The 20154-nt window shown below is 65.6% G+C and carries 20 protein-coding genes; 14 read left to right on the top strand and 6 right to left on the bottom strand.

Going from position 1 to position 20154, the window contains the following annotated elements; translation table 11 throughout:
- Positions 1–41: 41 nt before the first annotated feature.
- Entirely contained in the window at positions 42–737 is a 696-nt protein-coding gene (locus BRADO_RS17840; RefSeq protein ID WP_371259367.1) for a Spy/CpxP family protein refolding chaperone, read from the bottom strand.
- Between the two features lie 478 nt (positions 738–1215).
- On the opposite strand from BRADO_RS17840, the gene BRADO_RS17835 reads away from it, so the two are divergent.
- The 6 genes from BRADO_RS17835 to BRADO_RS17810 all read left to right on the top strand — a co-directional run bounded on the left by BRADO_RS17835 (position 1216) and on the right by BRADO_RS17810 (position 7250).
- Entirely contained in the window at positions 1216–2556 is a 1341-nt protein-coding gene (locus BRADO_RS17835) for an ABC transporter substrate-binding protein (RefSeq protein WP_041756669.1), read from the top strand.
- A gap of 113 nt (positions 2557–2669) precedes the next feature.
- A complete protein-coding gene (locus tag BRADO_RS17830; protein ID WP_011926720.1) occupies positions 2670–3608 on the top strand; it encodes a carbohydrate ABC transporter permease in 939 nt (312 codons plus the stop codon).
- The gene (locus BRADO_RS17825; RefSeq protein WP_011926719.1) at positions 3608–4519 is read left to right on the top strand and encodes a carbohydrate ABC transporter permease; all 912 of its coding nucleotides are present in this window, start codon (positions 3608–3610) and stop codon (positions 4517–4519) included. The genes BRADO_RS17830 and BRADO_RS17825 overlap by 1 nt, the downstream gene beginning before the upstream one ends.
- Before the next feature lie 19 nt (positions 4520–4538).
- Positions 4539–5639, top strand: a complete 1101-nt coding sequence (locus BRADO_RS17820; RefSeq protein WP_011926718.1) for an ABC transporter ATP-binding protein — start codon at positions 4539–4541, stop codon at positions 5637–5639.
- A 28-nt stretch (positions 5640–5667) separates the two neighbouring features.
- Entirely contained in the window at positions 5668–6666 is a 999-nt protein-coding gene (locus tag BRADO_RS17815; RefSeq protein WP_011926717.1) for a hydroxyacid dehydrogenase, read from the top strand.
- Positions 6667–6857: 191 nt separating this feature from the next.
- Positions 6858–7250, top strand: coding sequence for a hypothetical protein (locus BRADO_RS17810; RefSeq protein WP_041756667.1), 393 nt, complete (start codon positions 6858–6860; stop codon positions 7248–7250).
- Positions 7251–7323: 73 nt separating this feature from the next.
- Here the strand turns inward: BRADO_RS17810 and BRADO_RS17805 are convergent, their stop codons facing one another.
- The gene (locus BRADO_RS17805; protein ID WP_011926715.1) at positions 7324–7839 is read right to left on the bottom strand and encodes a DUF1993 family protein; all 516 of its coding nucleotides are present in this window, start codon (positions 7837–7839) and stop codon (positions 7324–7326) included.
- 102 nt (positions 7840–7941) lie between these two features.
- Between BRADO_RS17805 and BRADO_RS17800 the strand changes: the two genes are divergently transcribed.
- The 4 genes from BRADO_RS17800 (at position 7942) to BRADO_RS17785 (ending at position 10738) form a co-directional block, all read left to right on the top strand.
- The gene (locus BRADO_RS17800) at positions 7942–8733 is read left to right on the top strand and encodes a transporter substrate-binding domain-containing protein (protein ID WP_041756666.1); all 792 of its coding nucleotides are present in this window, start codon (positions 7942–7944) and stop codon (positions 8731–8733) included.
- 131 nt (positions 8734–8864) lie between these two features.
- Entirely contained in the window at positions 8865–9143 is a 279-nt protein-coding gene (locus tag BRADO_RS17795) for a metal/formaldehyde-sensitive transcriptional repressor (protein ID WP_011926713.1), read from the top strand.
- A 7-nt stretch (positions 9144–9150) separates the two neighbouring features.
- Positions 9151–10215 carry a nickel/cobalt efflux transporter gene (locus BRADO_RS17790; RefSeq protein WP_011926712.1) on the top strand — a complete coding sequence of 355 codons (1065 nt, stop codon included), beginning with the start codon at positions 9151–9153 and terminating at the stop codon, positions 10213–10215.
- Positions 10216–10240: 25 nt separating this feature from the next.
- On the top strand, positions 10241–10738 hold the full coding sequence (locus BRADO_RS17785; RefSeq protein ID WP_011926711.1) for a GNAT family N-acetyltransferase: 498 nt from the start codon (positions 10241–10243) through the stop codon (positions 10736–10738).
- 47 nt (positions 10739–10785) lie between these two features.
- Here BRADO_RS17785 and fusA read toward each other — a convergent pair whose 3' ends face one another.
- On the bottom strand, positions 10786–12837 hold the full coding sequence (gene fusA, locus BRADO_RS17780) for an elongation factor G (RefSeq protein ID WP_041757583.1): 2052 nt from the start codon (positions 12835–12837) through the stop codon (positions 10786–10788).
- A gap of 1430 nt (positions 12838–14267) precedes the next feature.
- Positions 14268–15287, bottom strand: coding sequence for a 1-aminocyclopropane-1-carboxylate deaminase (locus BRADO_RS17775; RefSeq protein ID WP_011926709.1), 1020 nt, complete (start codon positions 15285–15287; stop codon positions 14268–14270).
- 133 nt (positions 15288–15420) lie between these two features.
- Between BRADO_RS17775 and BRADO_RS17770 the strand changes: the two genes are divergently transcribed.
- Positions 15421–15909, top strand: a complete 489-nt coding sequence (locus BRADO_RS17770; protein WP_011926708.1) for an Lrp/AsnC family transcriptional regulator — start codon at positions 15421–15423, stop codon at positions 15907–15909.
- Positions 15910–16000: 91 nt separating this feature from the next.
- Positions 16001–16891, top strand: a complete 891-nt coding sequence (locus BRADO_RS17765; RefSeq protein WP_041757582.1) for a DUF2147 domain-containing protein — start codon at positions 16001–16003, stop codon at positions 16889–16891.
- A 68-nt stretch (positions 16892–16959) separates the two neighbouring features.
- Here BRADO_RS17765 and BRADO_RS17760 read toward each other — a convergent pair whose 3' ends face one another.
- The gene (locus tag BRADO_RS17760; RefSeq protein WP_008965351.1) at positions 16960–17367 is read right to left on the bottom strand and encodes a cupin domain-containing protein; all 408 of its coding nucleotides are present in this window, start codon (positions 17365–17367) and stop codon (positions 16960–16962) included.
- Between the two features lie 48 nt (positions 17368–17415).
- Complete coding sequence (locus BRADO_RS17755) at positions 17416–18114, bottom strand: ribonuclease activity regulator RraA (RefSeq protein ID WP_011926705.1); 699 nt, start codon at positions 18112–18114, stop codon at positions 17416–17418.
- 246 nt (positions 18115–18360) lie between these two features.
- On the opposite strand from BRADO_RS17755, the gene pxpB reads away from it, so the two are divergent.
- Both pxpB and BRADO_RS17745 read left to right on the top strand, forming a co-directional pair.
- On the top strand, positions 18361–19092 hold the full coding sequence (pxpB, locus tag BRADO_RS17750; RefSeq protein ID WP_011926704.1) for a 5-oxoprolinase subunit PxpB: 732 nt from the start codon (positions 18361–18363) through the stop codon (positions 19090–19092).
- On the top strand, positions 19089–20123 hold the full coding sequence (locus BRADO_RS17745) for a biotin-dependent carboxyltransferase family protein (RefSeq protein WP_041756665.1): 1035 nt from the start codon (positions 19089–19091) through the stop codon (positions 20121–20123). The genes pxpB and BRADO_RS17745 overlap by 4 nt, the downstream gene beginning before the upstream one ends.
- Positions 20124–20154 lie beyond the last annotated feature (31 nt).

Raw genomic sequence — 20154 nt, 5'->3', positions numbered from 1 at the left:
AGAGACCTGCGCCGCCGTCGGGCCGACGCCTGCTCGACTAACTAGTCCAGCCCCCTCTCCCGGCTGAGGCGCACCATTTCGTCGATGAAGATCTGCTTCTGCTTGTCGTCGAGGCTGGTGAACAGCGGCTCGGAGGCATCGGCGACGGCGCGCTGGTCGGCGGCGCGGTCGACCAGGAACTGCGCCTCGTTGCGCATCTGCTCGACGATATCGTCGGGCGGATCGCGCTTGGCCCGGGCGATGCGCAGGTTCAGACGCTCGGCGCCGTTGCGGCCGAGCGCATGCATCGCGTTGGCGAACGGCCCCCAGGTCTTGGCCTGCTCCTCGGTGAGAGCCAGCCCGTTCTTCAAGCGCTCGACATTGGCATCGCTGTTGGCGACGATCTGCTCGGCGGTGAGCTCCGGAACGCCCGGCTGTGTCAGCATCGGCGCCGCCTTGGCCACCTTCGTCTTCTTTGCTGACCTCGTCGTCTTGGCGTCAGTCTTGCCGTCCGTCTTGGTGTCGGTCTTACCCTCAGTTTTGGCCTCACGCGCCGGAGCCGACGGCTGCACGCTCGGCTGTCCGGCATTGCCGGTGAACGCGCCCGTCACGCCAGTCACGACGCCGACGACACCGCCGATGGCGCCGCCGAGCGCCCCGCCGACCGGGCCGGCGGCCCTGTTGCCTTCGCGTGCGCCCTGCTCGACGCCTTTGAGCAATCCCTGCGCGACAAGCTGACGCGGCAATGCCACCGACATGGTGAGCGAGAGCAGAAGACCCGCTGCGATGCGGAGAGGTCCGCGTCTCGCCTTGCACCATCGACTGCTTTTCATCGACGCTTCTCCCTTGCGACCGGCCCGTCACGGCGACGACCGACCGGGCTTTCGAGTCGGCTGAAATTCTAGCGTTCTCGCAACGCGGACGTCCATCTGGGCGCACGGCGCACCTCAATGGCCGAGGGCGCAGCGAATGAGACCTGAGCACGACACCGTTCGCAGGATGCACTCCATGCGTTGCGCTGCAGCGCTCGTCGGTGCGATGCAATCAGTTGCGGATCCCACGACCGATTGTGCACGCCATGAGTTGTAAATTTCGCTCAACCTGTTTTCTCGACAGCCGCTCGCAATTCTGCTCTGATTACACCCAAGCGAAATCCATGCGCGCATGATGCGACGCAATAACTAACAAACAGGATTCGCCATCAACCAATGCTTGGCTCACCAGGGAGGGAACGCCATGTCACGGAGGAAGCTGAACCGCCGCCAATTCGTTGCCGCGACCGCTGCCACCTCGGCGGTCATGATCGCCGCGCCCTATGTGCGCGGTGCCTACGCCGCCGGCACCTTGACAATCGGACTGTGGGATCACTGGGTTCCCGGCGCCAACCAGGCTTCGACCGATCTCGTCAAGGAATGGGGAGCGAAGGAAAAGGTCGAGGTCACAATCGATTACATCACCAGCAACAACAAGAAGCTGGAACTGACGGTTGCGGCCGAGGCCCAGGCCAAATCGGGCCACGATATCCTGCAGATGCCGACCTGGTGGCCGCACGCCTATGCGGATCAGCTCGAGCCTGTCAACGATGTGATGGAGCCGCTGATCAAGCAGAACGGCGACGTCAACGGCACAGTCAAGTATCTCGGCCAGGTCGGCGGCAAGTGGCTGGCCGTTCCGGCGACTCCGGGCAGTCAGATCAAGGGGCCCTGCTCCCGGATCGATCTCATGAAGAAACTAGCCGGGATCGACGTACAGGAGATGTATCCGGCCGGCAGCCCGCCGAAAGCCGACAACTGGACCATGGAGACCTTCCTGAAGGCGGCGGAGGCCTGCCAGAAGGGCGGTTTCCCGTTCGGCATCGGGCTCGGCGAGACCACCGACAGCGTCGACACCGCGGGCGCCATCTTCCAGTCATTCGGTGCCGAGCTCGTGAATGCCAAGGGCGACATTACGGTCAAGACCGACGCTGTCCGCCAGGCGCTCGAGTTCTACAAGAAGCTCATTGCCGTGCTGCCGCCCGACGCACCGTCCTGGGACGACGCGTCCAACAACAAATGGCTGATCTCCGGCAAGGGTGCGCTGATCATGAATCCGCCGAGCGCCTGGGCCGTCGCCAAGCGCGACGCCCCGCAGATCGCCGAGCAATGCTGGACCCACGGCTTCCCGGCCGGCCCGAAAGGACGCTTCGCGCCGTTCCTGCCGTACTTCTGGGGCGTCTGGAACTTCGGCAAGAACAAGCAGGCGGCCAAGAGTCTGCTCACTCATTTGTCGCAGCCGTCCTCGATCGAGAAGTTCGTCGCGGTCAGCGGCGGCTATGACCTGCCAGCCTACGCCAACATGACGACCTTGAAGACCTGGGCCGAGCAAGGCCCGCCAACGGGTACGCTCTACCACTATCCAAACCCGTATAATCATCAGACCCTCTCGATCGCAGCCTCGCCGGCACCGCCGAAGATCGCGCAGCAGATCTACTTCCAGGCGACGCTGACCAAGCTGGCGCTGCGCTTTGCGCAGGGCGAGAAGATGGACACCGCTCTCGCCTGGGCCGAGAGCGAGTGCGAAGGCTTCATGCGCAGCTGAGGCGCATCTTTCTGACATGGGCGGTCCGCGGTCGCGGGCCGCCGCCGTCACGTTATTGCCATGGTCGCGCTTGTCCGCCGACCAGGGGCTGGAAAGTCACGAGGAGCCCGCTCATGGTTGATGCCGCAATCGGCGAGAACGCCGCCGCACGGCCGCGCCCCATCGCCCGCCGCAAGGGCCTGCGCAATGCGCTCAAGCGCAAGTCGACGGTGGCGTTCCTGATGACCCTGCCGCTGATCCTTCTGATCGCCGTCCTCGTGCTCTACCCCGCCTTCTACTCGATTCATCTGGCGACGCTGAACAAGTCGATGCAGCGCTTCGTCGGCTTCGGCAACTTCACCTTCCTTTTCAAGCGCGAGACGTTCTGGATGGTGGTGAAGCAGTCCTGCATCTTCGCGATTACAGCCGTCATCTTCAAAGCCTTGATGGGCTTCATCGTCGCGCATTTCGTGCACAACATTCCTGCCAAGGGGCAGCGCAAATGGCGCGGCATCCTGCTCGTGCCCTGGGTCATTCCGCCCGCGATGAGCACGCTGGCCTGGCTGTGGCTATTCGATCCGTCGTACAGCGCGTTCAACTATACGCTCTCCTTCTTCGGCATCGGACCGATCCCCTGGCTCGGCGAAACCGCCTGGGCGCGGTTCTCGGTCATCCTGGTCAACGTCTGGTACGGCGCGCCGTTCTTCATGATCATGTATCTGGCGGCGCTGAAATCGGTCCCCGACCAGCTCTACGAGGCGGCCGCGATCGACGGCGCCAATTGGTGGCAGCGGATCTGGTACGTGACCCTGCCGATGATGCGAAACATCATCGCGATCACCACGCTGTTCTCGCTGATCGTCACCTTCGCCAATTTCGACATCGTCCGCATCCTGACATCCGGCGGCCCGCTGGATACGACGCATCTGTTTGCGACATGGGCGTTCCAGGTCGGCATTCAGAGCAGCGATATTCCGCTCGGCGCAAGCGTGTCGCTGTTCATGGTGCCGATCCTGGCGGTCGCCGCCATCTTCATCCTGCGTGACGTATCCAAGCGGGGAAATGAATCCTGATGAGCACCCTGACCGTCGACAAGGCCGGCCCGACCCGCACCGTCAAGCACGGCTCGATGAGCCGCGACCGCGCCTGGGCGCTGCGCTGGTCGTATTTCTTCCTGGTGCTGTTCGCGATCTTCTCGCTGGTGCCGCCGTTCTATATGCTGATCACGTCGCTGAAGAGCAGCGCCGAGATTTCGGCCGCGACCAATCCGTGGTGGGTGTTCCATCCCACGCTGTCCAACTATGTCGAGCTGCTCAGCTCGAACCAGTTCCTGCGCTTCTTCTGGAACTCGGCCATGGTGTCGGTCATCGTCGTCATCGTCACGATGCTGATCAGCATTCCTGCAGCCTTCGCGCTGGCACGCATGAAGTTCTGGGGATCGGCGACGCTGGCCACCGGCGTGTTCCTGACCTATCTCATTCCCGACAGCCTGCTGTTCATTCCGCTGTTCAAGATGCTCGCGGTGGTCCAGGACCTGACCGGGATCACTTTGCTCAACAGATGGTACGTGCTGCTGTTCATCTATCCGACGCTGACGGTGCCGTTCTGCACCTGGATCATGATCGGCTATTTCGCCTCGATTCCGAAGGAACTCGACGAGGCCGCGATCATCGACGGCGCCTCCTGGCTGCAGACGTTGACGCGGATCTTCATCCCCGTCGCCCTGCCCGGTCTGATCGCGGCAACCATCTTCGCCTTCACGGTGTCCTGGGCGCAGTTTCTCTATCCGCTGGTGCTGACGACGTCCGTCGACCAGCTGGTGCTGCCGGTCGGCATCACCACCACCCTGATCAAGGGGGACGTCTTCAATTGGGGGCAGATCATGACCGGCGCGCTGCTCGGCGCGGCGCCGCCGCTGATCATCTACGCATTCCTGATGGACTATTACATCGCCGGTCTCACCGCCGGCGCGACCAAGGGCTGATGACGGGGGTTGATCCGATATGGCTGAAGTGAGCTTGCGCAAGGTCGTGAAACGCTACGACGACGTCGAGGCCGTCCGCGGCATCGATCTCGACATCGCCGATCATGAATTCGTCGTGCTGGTCGGACCGTCCGGCTGCGGCAAGTCGACGACGTTGCGGATGATCGCGGGGCTCGAGGACATCTCCGACGGCGACATCACCATCGGCGGCGACGTCGTCAACGATGTGCCGCCGAAGGACCGCGACATCGCGATGGTGTTCCAGAACTATGCCCTCTATCCGCATATGACGGTGGCGGAGAACATGTCGTTCGGGCTGCGCCTCAAGCATTATCCGAAGGCCGAGATCAAGAGCCGCGTCGCGGAAGCCGCCCGTATGCTGGATATCGCCGACCTCGTGGACCGCAAGCCGAAGCAGCTCTCCGGCGGCCAGCGCCAGCGCGTGGCGATGGGCCGCGCCATCGTGCGCAATCCCAAGGTGTTCCTGTTCGACGAGCCGCTGTCCAACCTCGACGCCAAGCTGCGCGTGCAGATGCGCATCGAGATCAAGAAGGTGCACCAGAAGGTGCGCACCACCACGGTCTACGTCACCCACGACCAGGTCGAGGCCATGACGCTGGCCGATCGCGTTGTCGTCATGAACAAGGGGCGCATCGAGCAGATCGGCACGCCGACCGAGCTGTATCACAGTCCGGCAACGCGCTTCGTCGCCGGCTTCATCGGCTCGCCGGCGATGAACTTCGTGCCGTGCCGACTCGAGGAGGCGAACAGCCAGCTCCACATCCGCCTCACCGACCGCATCGCCTTCCCGCTGCCGCCGGCCCGCGCCGCGCGTTATCAATCCGTGTCGCGGAATGAGCCGCTGCTGCTCGGCATCCGGCCGGAGCACATCACCGAGACGAAGCCGCATGCCGAGCCCGGCGTCGAGACGTTCGAGGCGATGCTCGACGTCACCGAGCCGATGGGCATGGAGACACTGGTCTACTTCACCCTCAATGACACGCCGATCTGCGGGCGCGTCAATCCCAATGCCGGCGCGCGGGATGGCAGCCCCCTGCGCATGGCAATGGACCTCAACAACATGCACCTGTTAAATGAGGCGACCGGGCTCGTGATCTGACGAGCACAAGAAGCTTCAAGGGCAGGACATGACCACCAGGACGGCAACGAACAAGAACAAGATCCTCGTCACGCAATCCTTCTCGGCCAAGGGGCGCGCGCTGCTGTCGGCGCGCGAGGACGTCGAGATGATCGAATTCCCCAACATGATCTCGGCGGCGGATTTCTCCGCGCTGCTCAGCTCGCATGCGCCCGTGCACGGCGTCGCGCTCGGCGCCACGCGATTCGGCGAGCCGGAACTGCTCGCCGCCGGCGACATGAAGGTCGTCACCCGGATCGGCGTCGGCTTCGACGCGGTCGACGTACCCGCGCTCTCCAGGCACAAGGTGCCGCTGATGGTCGCGGGGACCGCCAACTCGCCCTCGGTGGCCGAGCAGGCGTTGTTCATGATGCTGACCTTGGCCAAGCGCGCCAGCGAGATGCATGCGATGGTCAAGGACGGCACCTGGGGCTCCCGCCTCGGCGTGCTGCCGTTCGACCTCTACGGCAAGACCGTGCTGATCATCGGCTTCGGCCGCATCGGCACCCGCACCGCCAAGCGCTGTCTCGCGATGGAGATGCAGGTCCTGGTCTACGACCCCTACAAGCCCGCCGCCGAGATTACCGCGGCCGGCTGCGAGCCGGTTGCCGACCTCGACGCCGCGCTGCCGCGCGCCGATTTCGTCAGCATCCACTGTCCAAAAACGCAAGAGACCATCGGCCTGTTCAACGCCGCGCGTCTCCGTCTGATGAAGCCGACCGCGTACCTGATCAACACCGCGCGCGGCGGCCTGATCGACGAGGCCGCGCTGTATGACGCGCTGTCAACGGGCCGGCTCGCCGGGGCCGGTCTCGACGTGTTCGAGCAGGAGCCGCCGCCGGTCGGTCACGCGCTGCATGCGCTGCCCAACGTGATCATGGCGCCGCACGTCGCCGGCGTCACCCGCGAGGCAGTCGACCGGATGAGCGAGCAGACCGCGCGCAACATTCTCAGCGTGCTCGATCGCGAGCCGATTCGGCAAAACGTGATCAATCAGGACGTGCTCTGAACGCGTGGGGTTCCATCATGCCGGTCCTCCGCCGGCAGCGAGAGGACCGGATCAGAGGTGACATGACGGGCTCATTCATCCACCGCTTTGTTGCCCAAATTTGAACGTATTGTTGCATCGCGCCCCATTTTCGCTACAACTGTGACTGTTGGCGACGGTATTTGCGCGCGCCAGTAGGAACCGAGGCGGCAATGAGTGTTGCGACCGAGCATGCGCTCGCAACGATAGCGAGCATTTTGGATCAGCCGGAGACCGCGAAACCGGCGGAGATGGCAACACAGCCGTCCAAGAAGGCCGCCGCCACCGTCGCATTCGATCAGGCCGACGGCTACGCCAAGGTCGGACCAGGTCCGATTTCGGCGATCCGCTTCCGCTGGACCGCGCGCCGCGGCGAGGACGGTTACTATGTCGACGAGACGGTCGGGCCGACGTCGATTGCCGTCAGCAGCGGTCCGATGACCGCCGAGGCCGCCGTCAAGACGGTCGATGCAAGGGCGCGCGAGGCGATCGAACGGTTCGAGGCGCTGAAAAACGAGATGACGGGCAAGGGTCCGGTCGCTGCGGCTGGCCGCAGCGAGACGTAGCCGCGCACCCGCAAAGCTGAAGCGACGACATCGTCATGGCCGGCCTTGCGCCGGCCATTCGTCTCTGAAGGCCTCATCTTGGCACGCCCAGATAATCCGACTTCGCCAGCGGCACGCCGGCGTGACGCAGAATGTCGTAGGCCGTGGTGACGTGAAAGAAGAACTGCGGCAGGCTGAACGTCAGCAACAATGCGCTTCCATCGGCGAACCGGCGCGTGTTGCCGTTGCGGAAGGTGAAGACCGCCTCGCGCATGGCGCCCTCTTCGATCGCCGCGTGCGGTACGCTCTGGAGATCATCGATCGCAGTCGCGAGCCTCGTCTTCAGGCCGGCAATGTCCGTCTCGCTCTCGTCGACCGAGGGCTGCGGACGTCCCGCCAACAGCGCGGAGGCGATGGTGGCGTGGCGGTTGGCCTCGCAGACCTGGCGGAGGAAACTGTACATGTCGGGCGCGAGCCGGGCCTGCAGCAGCGCCGCAGCATCGATCCCGCGGCTATCCGCAAAGGCGGATGCCTTGTCGAGCAGTGCCGAGAGGTTGCGGAGATTGGGGACGAACACCCCAACCGATGCCTCACTGATCGATATGCCCACGGATCCGACCTCGCTGTTGGTAAGCTGCCCTGCGCCACCCCTCGTCGGGCGCGCTGACGTCGGCTAAGACTAATGCGGCCCAACCGAACGAGGTATTTCAATATGGGATTTTTCAACCGGACGATCGCCACCTTGAGCGCGGTTGCGCTGGTCTGCGGGCTCGCCGCGCAGGCGCTGGCGGATCAGGCCTCGCGCCTCGACGAGATCATGCAGCGCGGTGCCCTGCGCGTCGGCATGACCGGCGACTACAAGCCGTTCACCTACCTGGACAAGGCCACCGGCAAGTTCTCCGGCTTCGACGTCGACATGGCCGAGGCGCTCGGCAAGGCGATGGGCGTCAAGGTCGAGTTCGTGCCGACCAGCTGGCCGCAGCTGATGAAGGATTTCGAGGCCGACAAGTTCGACGTCGCGATGGGCGGCGTGTCGATCACGCTCGACCGCCAGAAGAAGGGCTTCTTCTCGACGCCGATCATGCGCGAGGGCAAGACCCCGATCGCCCGCTGCAGCGACACCGGCAAGTACCAGACGCTCGCCGATATCGACAGACCGGGCACCCGTGTGGTCGTCAACCCCGGCGGCACCAACGAGCGTTTCGCCCGCGCCAACATCAAGGCGGCCGACATCCGCGTCCACCCCGACAACGTCACGATCTTCGACGAGATCGCCAAGGGTGACGCCGACCTGATGATGACCGATGCCTCCGAAACCCGCTACCAGCAGAAGCTGCATCCCGGCGTGCTTTGCGCCGTCCATCCCGACAAGCCGTTCGACTTCTCCGAGAAGGCCTATTGGCTGCAGCGTGACGTCGCGCTGAAGGCGTTCGTCGACCAGTGGCTGCACATGTCGACCGAAAATGGCAGCTACCAGGCGATCTACAAGACCTGGTTCGACTGACGAACGACCTCATCCTCCGCGGTCCGGCTGATGCGCTGGACCGCGACCGAACACCCTAGCGGCAGTGCTTCGACGGACCGCGGAAGCAGTCAGCGGTTGACCCGCATAGGGTACCCCCCTATCTTATCGGGATGTCGCACACCATCAAGCACAAGCCGAAGCTGCTGGCGCGAGTCCGGCGCATCAAAGGTCAGATCGACGCGGTGGAGCGCGCGCTCGAGGCGGAGCTCGGCTGCGCCGACGTGCTGATGCTCGTCGCGTCCGTGAGAGGCGCGATCGGCGGGCTGACGACCGAACTGCTGGAAGATCACATCCGGCACCATGTCGTGGATCCCGCCCATGAGACCGACCCCGACAGGGCCAAGGGTGCCGCGGACCTGATCGAGGTCGTCAGGACCTATCTGAAATGAGGGCCGCATGACCGACCTGTCCCACCTGCTGCAGCAAGGCAGCGCGCATGCGTGGCTGTTCGCGCCGAGCGCGATCCTCCTCGGCGCGCTGCACGGCCTCGAGCCCGGCCATTCCAAGACCATGATGGCCGCGTTCATCGTCGCGATCCGCGGCACCGTTCTGCAGGCCGTGCTGCTCGGCCTCTCCGCGACCATCTCCCACACGGCGATCGTCTGGGTGGTCGCGCTCGCCGGGCTTCATTTCGGCCAAGAACTGTCCGGGGAACGCAGCGAGGCCTATCTGCAGCTGATCTCGGCGGTCATCATCATCGGCATCGCGACCTGGATGATCTGGCGCACCTGGCGCGATCAGAACGGTCACCACCACCATCATCACCATCACGAGGCGACGCAATCGGTCGTGCTGGCCGGGCACTCGCTCGCCGTCGAGATTTTCGAGGACGGCGTGCCGCCCCGCTGGCGGATCCGCAGCGCCAGCGGAGCGCTCCCGTCGGCCGAGTCGGTCCGGCTTACGACCCTCCGCGGCGACGGGGGCGAGCAGCGGTTCAGCTTCCGCTCTGACGGCAGTTATCTGGAAAGCATCGAGGAGATCCCGGAGCCCCACGCCTTCAAGGCGCGCATCGCACTCGCTGGCGACACGGCCGAGATGCTGTACGAGGAGCACGCCCACGATCACATGGATCTCGGCGAGGAGGACGACGCCCACGCGCGCGCGCACGCGGCCGACATTCGCAGGCGCTTCGCCGGCCGCACCGTCACGACGGCCCAGATCGTTCTGTTCGGACTGTCCGGCGGACTCATCCCCTGCCCGGCCGCCATCACGGTCCTGCTGCTGTGCATTCAGCTGCAGCAGTTCAGCCTGGGCTTCGTCCTCGTTCTGTGCTTTGGCATCGGCCTGGCCATCACCATGGTGTCCGCCGGCGTCCTGGCGGCCCTGAGCCTTCGGCATGTCGAGCGCCGCTGGTCCGGCTTCAGCCGTTTCGCGCACCGCGCTCCCTACGTCTCGGCGGCCCTGATCGTGCTGGTCGGCCTGTACACGGGCTGGCTCGGCCTGCATGAGGTCATGACGTGAGGTGGCCGGTTGAGGCGAACAGATCATGTCCCATGAGATCCGATCCATCGAAGCAAGCGACATCGCGGCGTTTCGTGCCGTGCTGGATAGCGTGGCGCGCGAGCGGCGCTTCCTCTCGTTCCTCGAAGCGCCGTCGCTCGACGAGATCAGAGCCTTCGTCCTGAACAACATCGGCAAGGCCCAGCCGCAATTCGTGGTCGTCGACGATGGCCGGATCGTCGGCTGGTGCGACATCCTGACGGATACGCGCAGGACGATCTATGCCCATTGCGGCACCCTGGGCATGGGCCTGCTGCCGCCCTGGCGCGGCCGCGGCATCGGTCGGGCGCTCATCCGCCGGACGATGGACGCCGCGCTCGCCGGCGGGCTCACGCGGATCACGTTGACGGTGCGCGAGACCAATCTGAATGCGATCGCCTTGTACGAGTCCGTCGGCTTCGAGAAAGAAGGCCTGCATCGCAACGCTGTTCGGATCGATGGTCGCTACGAGCACGTGATCTCGATGGCGTTTCTGGCGAATTGAAGCGAGAATGAGATGAGCGGCTGCTCGCCGCTCATCTCTTGTTGTCGTCACGCCGTCGCGATCAGCTTCTCAGCGACGCCTATCGGCGCCGGCGCATAGCGCGAGAACGCCATCGCGTGGACGGCGCGCCCCTGCGACAGCGACCGCAGCGCGCTGACGTAGTTGAACAACCGCGCCAGCGGCACTTCGGCGATGACCTCCTGCCCGCGCGGGATCGGCTCGGTCGCGACGATGCGGCCGCGCCGGCTCTGCAGATCGCCGATGATGCCGCCGAGATAGTCCTCGGGCGTCGTCACCACGACCCGCATCACGGGCTCGAGCAGGATCGGAGCGGCCCGTTCGAAGCCGATCCGGAATGCCTCTCTGGTCGCCAGCTCGAAGGCCAGCCCGGACGAATCCTTCTGATGGAAGGCGCCGTCCAGGAGGGTCACTTGCTGGCCGAGCACGGGATATCCGCCCGGCCCGCCGTCGCGCAGCGACTGGCGCAGCGCCTTCTCGATCGACGGAATGAACTCGCGCGGGATCGCGCCGCCGACGGTCTCGTCGACGAATACGAGTCCCTCGCCGCCCTCCTCCAAGGGCGCGAAGGCGAGGCGAACGCGCGCCATCTGGCCGGGGCCGCCACTCTGCTTGCGCAGGGTGTGATCGACCTCGCTCGGCCGCGACGCGGCCGCACGATAGGCCACCTCCGGGGCGCCGATGACAGCATCGACATTGTAGTCCTCCTTCAATCGTTCGACGGCGATCTGCAGATGCAACTCGCCCATGCCGCGGAGCAGCGTCTGGCCGCTGTCCGCGTCGACGACGACGCGCAGCGACGGATCGCTGCGCGCCATCAGCGCCAGGGCCTGCCCCAGCCGTTCCTGGTCCTGGCCAAGCCGCGGCTCGACCACCGCCTCGATCACCGGCTCCGGAATGACAAAGCCGTCCAGCACGATCGGGTGCGCCGGATCGCTCAACGTGTCGCCGGCTACGACCGACTTCAGGCCAACGACCGCGACGACGTCGCCCGCACGGGCTTCGTCGATCTCGATCTGCGCATCGGCCTGCATCCGCAGCAGCCGGCCGATCCGCTCGGTCCGATCGGACGTCGCATTGGTCACCGACGTGCCCGCCGTGACACGACCGGCGTAGACCCTGACGAACGCCAGCGTGCCGAAACGGCTCGCCTGCACCTTCGACACCAGCGCCGCGAATGGCTGGTCCGCACGCGGCAACCGATGCTCGGCCGCGCCGCTGCGCGGGTCTAGCCCCGCGACCGCCGGCCGGTCCTCCGGACCCGGCGCGTAGTCGACGATGGCGTCGAGCAGCGGATGCACGCCGACGTTCCGGTAGGCCGAGCCGCACAGCACAGGCGTAAGCCGTCCCGCGAGGCACGCCCTGCGGATCGCCGCCTTGAGGTCAGCCGCGCTGATCGTCTCACCGCCGACATAGGCCGCCATGATCGCCGCGTCCTGATCCGCCAGCGTCTCCAGCAGACGCTGTCGCTGTCGCTCGGCCGCGCTGCGCAGCTCTTCCGGGATGGCGCCGGCCGATGGCTGCGGCTGCGCTCCATCCCAGTACAACGCCTTCATCGCCACGAGGTCGACCACGCCGGCGAAGCCGTCCTCGCCTCGAAGCGGCAGTTGCAGGACGAGCGGCGTGGCGCCGAGACGATCGGCGATCATCTCGACCGTCCGCTGCAGATCGGCTCCGACCTGGTCCATCTTGTTGACGAAGCACAGCCGCGGCACGCCGAGCCGGTCGGCCTGTCGCCAGACCGTTTCCGACTGCGGCTCGACGCCGGAGACCGCCGAGAACACGGCGATCGCGCCGTCGAGCACGCGCAGTGAGCGCTCGACCTCGATCTGGAAATCGACATGGCCGGGCGTGTCGATGATGGTGATGAACGCATCACGCCATTCGCACGAGATCGCCGCCGCCGAGATCGTGATCCCATGCTTCTTCTCGAGTGCATGGGAGTCGGTCTCGGTGTTGCCGGTGTGAACGTCGCCGGCCTGATGGATCTTGCCGGTGTCGAGCAGGATGCGCTCGGTCAAGGTGGTCTTGCCGGCGTCGACATGCGCCATGATGCCGATATTTCTTAACGTGCGGGTCATCTTCAAACTCCGCTGGAGTCTCTTCAGGACAAGACGAGCCATGCGGCATCGCGCCGCGAATCCGTGAGGACGCGCAGCGACAGGCTCGCAATGCGCCCATGCGCATCGCAGGCTTCGATGTCTCAGACTCGTTGTGAGGGGATGTGCCGGCGGCGTCGGCCGTCCGGCATCAGAAGGGAGGCGCGCAAGCACGCCTCGACGGACGCGCTAGCGAGACTCCCGGTGCTGGCTATCGTCTGTCATGCTACGCCTCTGTTCAATCCGCGCGGGTTGCGCGGGGTGGCGTTCCCTAAGGGCGGCAGAAGGGAAAGTCAAGCCGTTGCTGCATCCGGCGCGCTCACGCGGTCGACACACGACTAACAGGACCAGCGCGCCTTTGCCCACAACCTCTCGAGACGCCGGCTGACTCCCGTACGCCGCGGAGCCAGCGTTCACGACCAACTCTGCGAGCCCGAAGGCAAGCTGCCGCCTCGCCCTCCGTCGTCATCCCGGCGAACGCCGGGATCCATACTCGCAGGCCGCCGTGTCGCGGCAGGTCCGCGGCTCCGATCTCATCCAACCACTCCCGCCGCGGAGTATGGATCCCGGGTCGGCGCCTGCGCGGCGCTCTGCGCCGCTCCGGCTTGCCCGGGACGACGACGGAGTTTGCCAAAGCGCGCCCGGCCGATGACGCTGCTGGTGCCGCTCAGGAATGTTTCCGACAGATTTCAGGAAAAACATCTCGCCAATCCCTCTTGTCCAAAACATATCTCTTGCGTTTTTCCGAAATTTGTGGTTCACTGCCGCCATCCCGCCTCGACGAGAGGGGCGTTGCGCGCGATCGTCACGACACGCGAGGTGGGGAGGCGATGGCCGCTGATGTGCCGCAGCGCAGCTTGGGCTGCGCGGACGAACGGCATGATGCGGACGGGAAGTCGTGTGGTCCTGGCGCCGCGACGCTGGCGTCAAGTCCGGGGGTGATGATGATCCCCTCGGGCGACGGTGGCTAACAAGCCCGTACACCGGGGAGAACACGTATAACTGTTAAGACCATCGCGCAGGGAATGCCGGAGTTCGGCTGAACCTGTGGTGACTGCCGCCTGCTTTTTGTTTGCAGGCGGGCCATGGGTTGCGGCCAGCGCCCGGCATTCCCTGCGCCCTCTCATTTGCAGAGGGTCGACTGATGGATCACTCGGACGTGGATGCGTCGCGAGAACGCAATGTCGCGTTAGTAGTTATGTGGATCGCCCATGCCACACATTCGGTGTCGTCCCGGCCTCCGAGCCGGGACCCATAACCACAGGCCGAAGTTTGTGGCAGGCGCGGAGATGCAGTCGAATCCAACACGACGTTCGGTGGCTATGGGTCCCGGCTCGGAGGCCGGGACGACAGCGGAGTGTGAGGTGGGACCTCGGCTCACCGCGAGGCTGCAAGCAAGCTACAAGGCCGTCTCAGCCGTTGCGATAGGTGTAGCTGTAGCCGTTGATCGCCGGGGCGCCGCCGAGATGGGCGTAGAGGACCTTCGAGCCTTCCGGGAAGTAGCCCTTCTTGACGAGGTCGATCATGCCCTGCATCGACTTGCCCTCGTAGACCGGGTCGGTGATCATCGCCTCGGTGCGGGCGGCGAGGCGGATGGCCTCGTTGGTCTCGGCGCTCGGGACGCCATAGGCCGGATAGGCGTAGTCGTTGAGAATGACGATCTCGTCGTCGCGCACCTTGCGGCCGAGCTCGACGAGCTCGGCGGTGTTGTCGACGATCTGCCGCACCTGGGCACGGGTCTGCTCCGGCGTGCCGGAGGCGTCGATGCCGATGACGCGGTCGGCCCGGCCGTCGGCGGCGAAGCCGACGATCATGCCCCCTTGCGTCGAGCCGGTGACGACGCACACGATGATGTAGTCGAACTTGATGCCCATCTCGGCTTCCTGCGCCCTCACCTCCTCGGCGAAGCCGACATAGCCCAGGCCGCCGAACTTGTGCACGGAGGCGCCGGCCGGAATGCCATAGGGCTTGCCGCCGGCATCCTTCACCGACTGGATCGCGTTCTCCCAGCTCTTGCGGATGCCGATGTCGAAACCGTCCTCGACGATGCGGCTGTCGGCGCCCATCAGGCGGGTCATCAGGATGTTGCCGACGCGGTCATAGACGGCGTCCTCGTGAGGCACCCAGCTCTCCTGCACAACGACGCACTTCATGCCGATCTTGGCCGCGGTCGCCGCCACCATGCGGGTGTGGTTGGACTGCACGCCGCCGATCGACACCAGCGTGTCGGCGTTCGACTCGATCGCGTCGGGCACGATGTATTCGAGCTTGCGCAGCTTGTTGCCGCCCATCGCAAGGCCCGAGTTGCAGTCGTCGCGCTTGGCGTAGATCTGCACCTTGCCGCCGAGGGCGGCCGTCAGGCGCGGCAGATGCTCGATCGGGGTCACGCCGAAGGTGAGCGAATACTTCTTGAACTTGTCGAGCCGAAGCACGGGTCTCTCCGTGGATGGGGTGATGGGCTGACGTCATCTTACGTAAAAGCTCCGGAAAGGTGCTCTCTTTTTCGGCGACTATTTTCATGCTTACATCCGATTATTCCTTTGATACTGATGGAAACATCCGTTCATGGCGCCTTCAACGAAAGAAACTTCCGACGCGGATCTCGACCGTGTCGATCGCCGCATTCTGCAGCTGCTGCAGAAGGACGGCCGGATGAGCAATGCCGAGCTCGCCGCTGCCGTTCATGTCAGCCCGGCGACCTGCCATCGCCGCACCCAGCGCCTGTTCGAGGACGGCTATATCAAGAGCGTGCGTGCGCAGATCGCGCCGGAGAAGGTCGAGCGCAGCGCGCTCGTGCTGGTCGGCGTCGTCCTCGACCGCTCGACGCCGGAGAGCTTCCGCACCTTCGAAGCCGCGATCCGCAAGCTGAAATTCGTGCTCGATTGCCATCTCGTCGCCGGCGACTTCGACTTCTTTCTCAAGATCCGCGTCCGCGACATGCAGGATTTCAATCGCATGCATGGCGACCAGCTGATCTCGCTGCCCAGCGTACGGCAGACCCGCACGTTCTTCGTGATGAAGGAGGTGGTCGACAATGCGCCGCTGGATTTTTGAGCCCTCGGCGGATTGAACCGGAGGTGTGCGATGCGCGACTTACCAGCGCGTGAGCTCGCTCACATCAGCAACCGACATCGCGGAGATCCTGATGAAGAGGCTGTTGGCCGTTGCTGCCGTGGTTCTGGCCAGCAGTGCCGCCCAGGCGCAATACGTGATCGAATATGGCGGCAAGACCATCCGCATCGATCCCGACCGCGGCACCGTGCAGATCCCCGGCGTCTACGACAACACCGAGCAGAAGAAGCCCAAGCGCGCCAAGCGCGATCAGGATACGGCGGCCAGGCCGCAGCCGGGCGCGGACAAGCCGGCCCAAGCGCCTGCCGAGGCGGCGGTGACGCCATCCACACCCGCGCAGGCGCCTGCTGCGTCGCCCCCTGCCGCAGTGCCGGCCGCACCGGCGCCGACCGCAGCCGTGCCGGTGAGCCCGCCACCGGCGCCCGTCGCACCTGCCCCCGTCGCACCTGCCCCAGTCCAGGCAGCCGTGCCGTCAGCAGCCGTGGCTGCGCCAGCCGCGCCCGCGCCGGCAGCCGCTCCGCTGACGCCGCCTGCCGGAGCGCCGACCGTTGCTGCTCCCGTGGCGCCTCCGCCGGCGGCGGTCCAGCCACAGCCGCGCCCGGCCCAGGCTCCGGCCACCGTGGCGACAACAGTGGCGCCGCCGCCGTCCGTGCGCGATCAGAACTCGCCGGTTGGCATCTGGCTGACAGAGGAGAAGGAGGGCAAGATCCGCATCGAGCCATGCGGCGCCAATCTCTGCGGCTACTCGATCGACGCCAAGACCAACCAGAACGGCGAGCAGATCCTGATCAACATGCGGCCGAACGACAAAGAGAAGAAGTGGAGCGGCCGGATCTTCGACCCGAGCAGCGGCAGCACTTACGATTCGACCATCGCGCTCAAGGGCCCGGACAGCCTGCGCGTGCAGGGCTGCGCCTTTGGCGGCATGTTCTGCGGCGGCCAGACCTGGACGCGCGTGAACTGAGCGCTGCTGCTCCAAAGCAAAAGCGCGCGGCCTTGCGACCGCGCGCCCGACATCCTGTCAGTCCAGCCTTAGCCGACGGGCGTGGCGTATTCCTCGTCGGTGACGTGCTCCATCCAGGTCACGTGCTCGCCGTTGAGCGATTCATGCATCGCGACATGGACCATGCCCGTGGTCGGCGCGGCGCCATGCCAGTGTTTCTCTCCCGGCGGAATCCAGACGACGTCGCCGGCCTTGATCTCGCGCACCGGTCCGCCCTTTGCCTGCACCCGGCCGACGCCCTGGATGACGTAGAGAGTCTGGCCGAGCGGATGGGTATGCCAGGCGGTGCGGGCGCCGGGCTCGAACGCCACGCGCGCCGACGCCACGCGGGCGGGCGCCTGCGGCGTGATGATCGGGTCCTGCCAGACAGTCCCCGTGAAGCTTTCGGCCGCCGCCCGGCGCGTCGGGCGGGAGCCCGCGAGATAAACATCCACCATGGTCATGCCTTTCCTGGCTCTGTGCCGTCGATCGATTGTCGCGGCGAACTACTTCTTCGACGCGGCGTAGCGCGCCTTGGTTTCGGCGTTCATCGGATACAGGCCCGGCAGGACCGCGCCTTTGTTCACCTCGTCGACGATCCACGCCTCCATGCGCTCTTGCTCCGGGCCTTCGGCGAGCACGTGGTCGAGCATTGCCTGCGGGATCAGCACCGCGCCGTCCTGGTCGGCGACGACGACGTCGTTCGGGAACACCGCGACGCCGCCGCAGCCGATCGCCTCGCCCCAGCCGACGAAGGTCAGGCCCGCGACCGACGGCGGCGCGGCATAGCCGTCGCACCACACCGGAAGACCCGTGCCCATCACGCCCTCGAGGTCACGCACGACGCCGTCGGTGATCAGCGCGGTGACGCCGCGCTTGACCATGCGGGCGCAGAGAATGTCGCCGAAGATGCCGGCGTTCTTGACGCCCATCGCATCGACGACGGCGATGCAGCCCTCCGGCATGGCCTCGATCGCGGTGCGGGTCGAGATCGGCGACGACCAGGATTCCGGCGTCGCCAGATCCTCGCGCGCCGGCACGAAGCGCAAGGTGAAGGCCGGGCCGACCAGCCGCTTCTGTCCCGGGCGCAGCGGCCTGGCGCCGCGCATCCAGACATTGCGCAACCCCTTCTTCAGCAGGACCGTGGTGATGGTCGCGGTGGTGACCTGCGACAGGGTGGCGATGGCTTCGGGCGTGAGGGACATTGTGAGACTGGCGCTCCAAACGGGCTGGCGGAAAAGACGGCGCATCTTGCGAGCGACGAACGCTGCGTCAAGGGCATGCTCCGTGCACCCAGCGCATGCGGGGTTGCAGCGGCCCGATAAAGTCTGCTTATCGCAAGACATCCGATTAATTTATTGAATTTTCGAGAGTTTTTGATTTTGACCCAATTCCACTTGCAGCCGAAAGCAGCTAATCAGGAACCAGTACCCGAAACGATTTCGCGACTCATGGCCGATCCTTTTCCGCCCCCTCGCCTGCTGCCCAGCGGCGACAGCGCCGTCACCGTAGAGTTCAGCCGGACCATCGACGAGACGGCGAACCGCCGTGTGCTCGCGCTCGATCATGCGCTGGCGGCGGCGGGCATCGCGGGACTTACCGAGACGGTGCCGACCTATCGCTCGCTCCTGGTGCACTACGATCCGGGCTCGATCGATTACGATACGCTCTGCGCCAGGCTGCTGGCGCTGTCGGCCGGGTCGCTGGCGCCGGAGACCGATATCAGGCGCTGGCGGGTGCCGGTCTGCTATGGCGGCGAGAACGGTATCGACCTCGAGGACGTCGCCAAGGCGCTCAGACTGACGCCCGACGAGGTCGTCGCGCGCCATGTCGCGGGCACCTATCGCGTGGCGATGATCGGCTTCACGCCCGGCTGGTCCTATCTGTCGGGCCTCGATCCCTCACTGCAGATGTCACGCCGGCAGAACCCGCGGCTGGCGACGCCGGCCGGCATCATCGCGATCGGCGGCATCCAGACCGGCATCCAGTGCCTGGCCGGCCCGTGCGGCTGGCATCTGCTCGGCCGCACCGCCATGCGAACGTTCCAACTGCATCGCGAGCCGACCTTCCTGCTCGAGCCGGGCGACGAGGTCAGCTTCACGGCGGTGGACGAGAAGATCTTCGCCGAGCAGGAGCGCGCGGCCGCAGCCGGCGAGCTCATCGCGGAGCGGATCGCGGCATGAGCATGCTCGTCGTTGCGCAGATCGGTCCGGCAAGCTCGGTGCAGGATGGTGGCCGCTTCGGCGCGCAGCGCTACGGGCTGACGCCATCGGGCGCGATGGATAAGCTGGCGCTGGCGGCGGCGAACAGCCTCGTCGGCAACGCGCTGACGGCCGCCGCGATCGAGATCGGTCCGTTCGGTGCGACGTTTGTCGCCAGGGGCGGCGCTTTGCGCGTGGCGCTGTCCGGCGCAGCGCGGCCCGCTGATGTGGCCAAACGTCCTGTCGAGATGAATACGTCGGTCACCTTGAACGAGGGCGACAGGCTGACGCTCGGCTTCGCGCGCGGCGGCTCGTTCAGCTATCTCGCCATCGAAGGCGGCATCGCCGGTGAGCCGATGTTCGACAGTTTGTCGGTCAATGCGCGTGCGGGACTGGGCAGCCCCTACCCGCGCCCGCTGCAGTCGGGCGATGTGTTCCAGACGGCGCCTGCGAGTCAGACCCCGGAGATGCGGATCGAGCTCCCGAAGACAAGCGGCGCGATCCGGGTCGTCATGGGGCCGCAGGACGACGAGTTCAGCAACGAGATGAAGGCGCTGTTCCTGGGCAGCGACTGGACGGTCTCGGCAACCAGCGACCGCATGGGCTATCGCCTCGAAGGTCCGGTGATCCGTCATTTGCACGGCCACAACATCGTTTCCGACGGCACCGTGGAGGGCAGCATCCAGGTGCCCGGCAACGGCTCGCCGATCGTGCTGATGTCCGACCGCGGCACCAGCGGCGGCTATCCGAAGATCGCGACCGTCATCACTGCTGATTTCGGCCGTCTGGCGCAGACGCCGGCCGGCACGCCGTTCCGCTTCCAGGCGGTGAGCATGGCCGAGGCCCAGGCCGAACTGCGGCGCTACAGGGATCTGCTGCGCAGCCTGCCGGATCGTGTCCGCGAGCTGACGAGCAGCGAGTTCGACGTGGACGCGCTGTTCACGGCCAACGTGGCCGGGCATGCCGTCAGCGCAACCGACGTCACCACCTGGCCCGGAGTGACGCCCGATTAACCTGATCGCCGCTAACGCTGTTTCCGACCCC

This window comes from Bradyrhizobium sp. ORS 278 (assembly GCF_000026145.1).
GTDB lineage: Bacteria > Pseudomonadota > Alphaproteobacteria > Rhizobiales > Xanthobacteraceae > Bradyrhizobium.
Note: the sequence above shows the minus strand (reverse complement) of the source record. Positions and strands in the feature narration are given on the sequence as shown.

What these genes read in the sequence shown, in the direction of transcription:
- BRADO_RS17795 (WP_011926713.1), top strand. Translation starts at nt 8,865, where the DNA reads ATGTCGCACACCATCAAGCACAAGCCGAAGCTGCTGGCGCGAGTCCGG.
- BRADO_RS17770 (WP_011926708.1), top strand. Translation starts at nt 15,421, where the DNA reads ATGGCGCCTTCAACGAAAGAAACTTCCGACGCGGATCTCGACCGTGTC.
- BRADO_RS17760 (WP_008965351.1), bottom strand. Translation starts at nt 17,367, where the DNA reads ATGGTGGATGTTTATCTCGCGGGCTCCCGCCCGACGCGCCGGGCGGCG.
- BRADO_RS17810 (WP_041756667.1), top strand. Translation starts at nt 6,858, where the DNA reads ATGAGTGTTGCGACCGAGCATGCGCTCGCAACGATAGCGAGCATTTTG.
- BRADO_RS17825 (WP_011926719.1), top strand. Translation starts at nt 3,608, where the DNA reads ATGAGCACCCTGACCGTCGACAAGGCCGGCCCGACCCGCACCGTCAAG.
- BRADO_RS17785 (WP_011926711.1), top strand. Translation starts at nt 10,241, where the DNA reads ATGTCCCATGAGATCCGATCCATCGAAGCAAGCGACATCGCGGCGTTT.
- BRADO_RS17745 (WP_041756665.1), top strand. Translation starts at nt 19,089, where the DNA reads ATGAGCATGCTCGTCGTTGCGCAGATCGGTCCGGCAAGCTCGGTGCAG.
- fusA (WP_041757583.1), bottom strand. Translation starts at nt 12,837, where the DNA reads ATGACCCGCACGTTAAGAAATATCGGCATCATGGCGCATGTCGACGCC.
- BRADO_RS17815 (WP_011926717.1), top strand. Translation starts at nt 5,668, where the DNA reads ATGACCACCAGGACGGCAACGAACAAGAACAAGATCCTCGTCACGCAA.
- BRADO_RS17755 (WP_011926705.1), bottom strand. Translation starts at nt 18,114, where the DNA reads ATGTCCCTCACGCCCGAAGCCATCGCCACCCTGTCGCAGGTCACCACC.
- BRADO_RS17765 (WP_041757582.1), top strand. Translation starts at nt 16,001, where the DNA reads ATGAAGAGGCTGTTGGCCGTTGCTGCCGTGGTTCTGGCCAGCAGTGCC.
- BRADO_RS17790 (WP_011926712.1), top strand. Translation starts at nt 9,151, where the DNA reads ATGACCGACCTGTCCCACCTGCTGCAGCAAGGCAGCGCGCATGCGTGG.
- BRADO_RS17800 (WP_041756666.1), top strand. Translation starts at nt 7,942, where the DNA reads ATGGGATTTTTCAACCGGACGATCGCCACCTTGAGCGCGGTTGCGCTG.
- BRADO_RS17830 (WP_011926720.1), top strand. Translation starts at nt 2,670, where the DNA reads ATGGTTGATGCCGCAATCGGCGAGAACGCCGCCGCACGGCCGCGCCCC.
- BRADO_RS17840 (WP_371259367.1), bottom strand. Translation starts at nt 737, where the DNA reads ATGTCGGTGGCATTGCCGCGTCAGCTTGTCGCGCAGGGATTGCTCAAA.
- pxpB (WP_011926704.1), top strand. Translation starts at nt 18,361, where the DNA reads ATGGCCGATCCTTTTCCGCCCCCTCGCCTGCTGCCCAGCGGCGACAGC.
- BRADO_RS17820 (WP_011926718.1), top strand. Translation starts at nt 4,539, where the DNA reads ATGGCTGAAGTGAGCTTGCGCAAGGTCGTGAAACGCTACGACGACGTC.
- BRADO_RS17835 (WP_041756669.1), top strand. Translation starts at nt 1,216, where the DNA reads ATGTCACGGAGGAAGCTGAACCGCCGCCAATTCGTTGCCGCGACCGCT.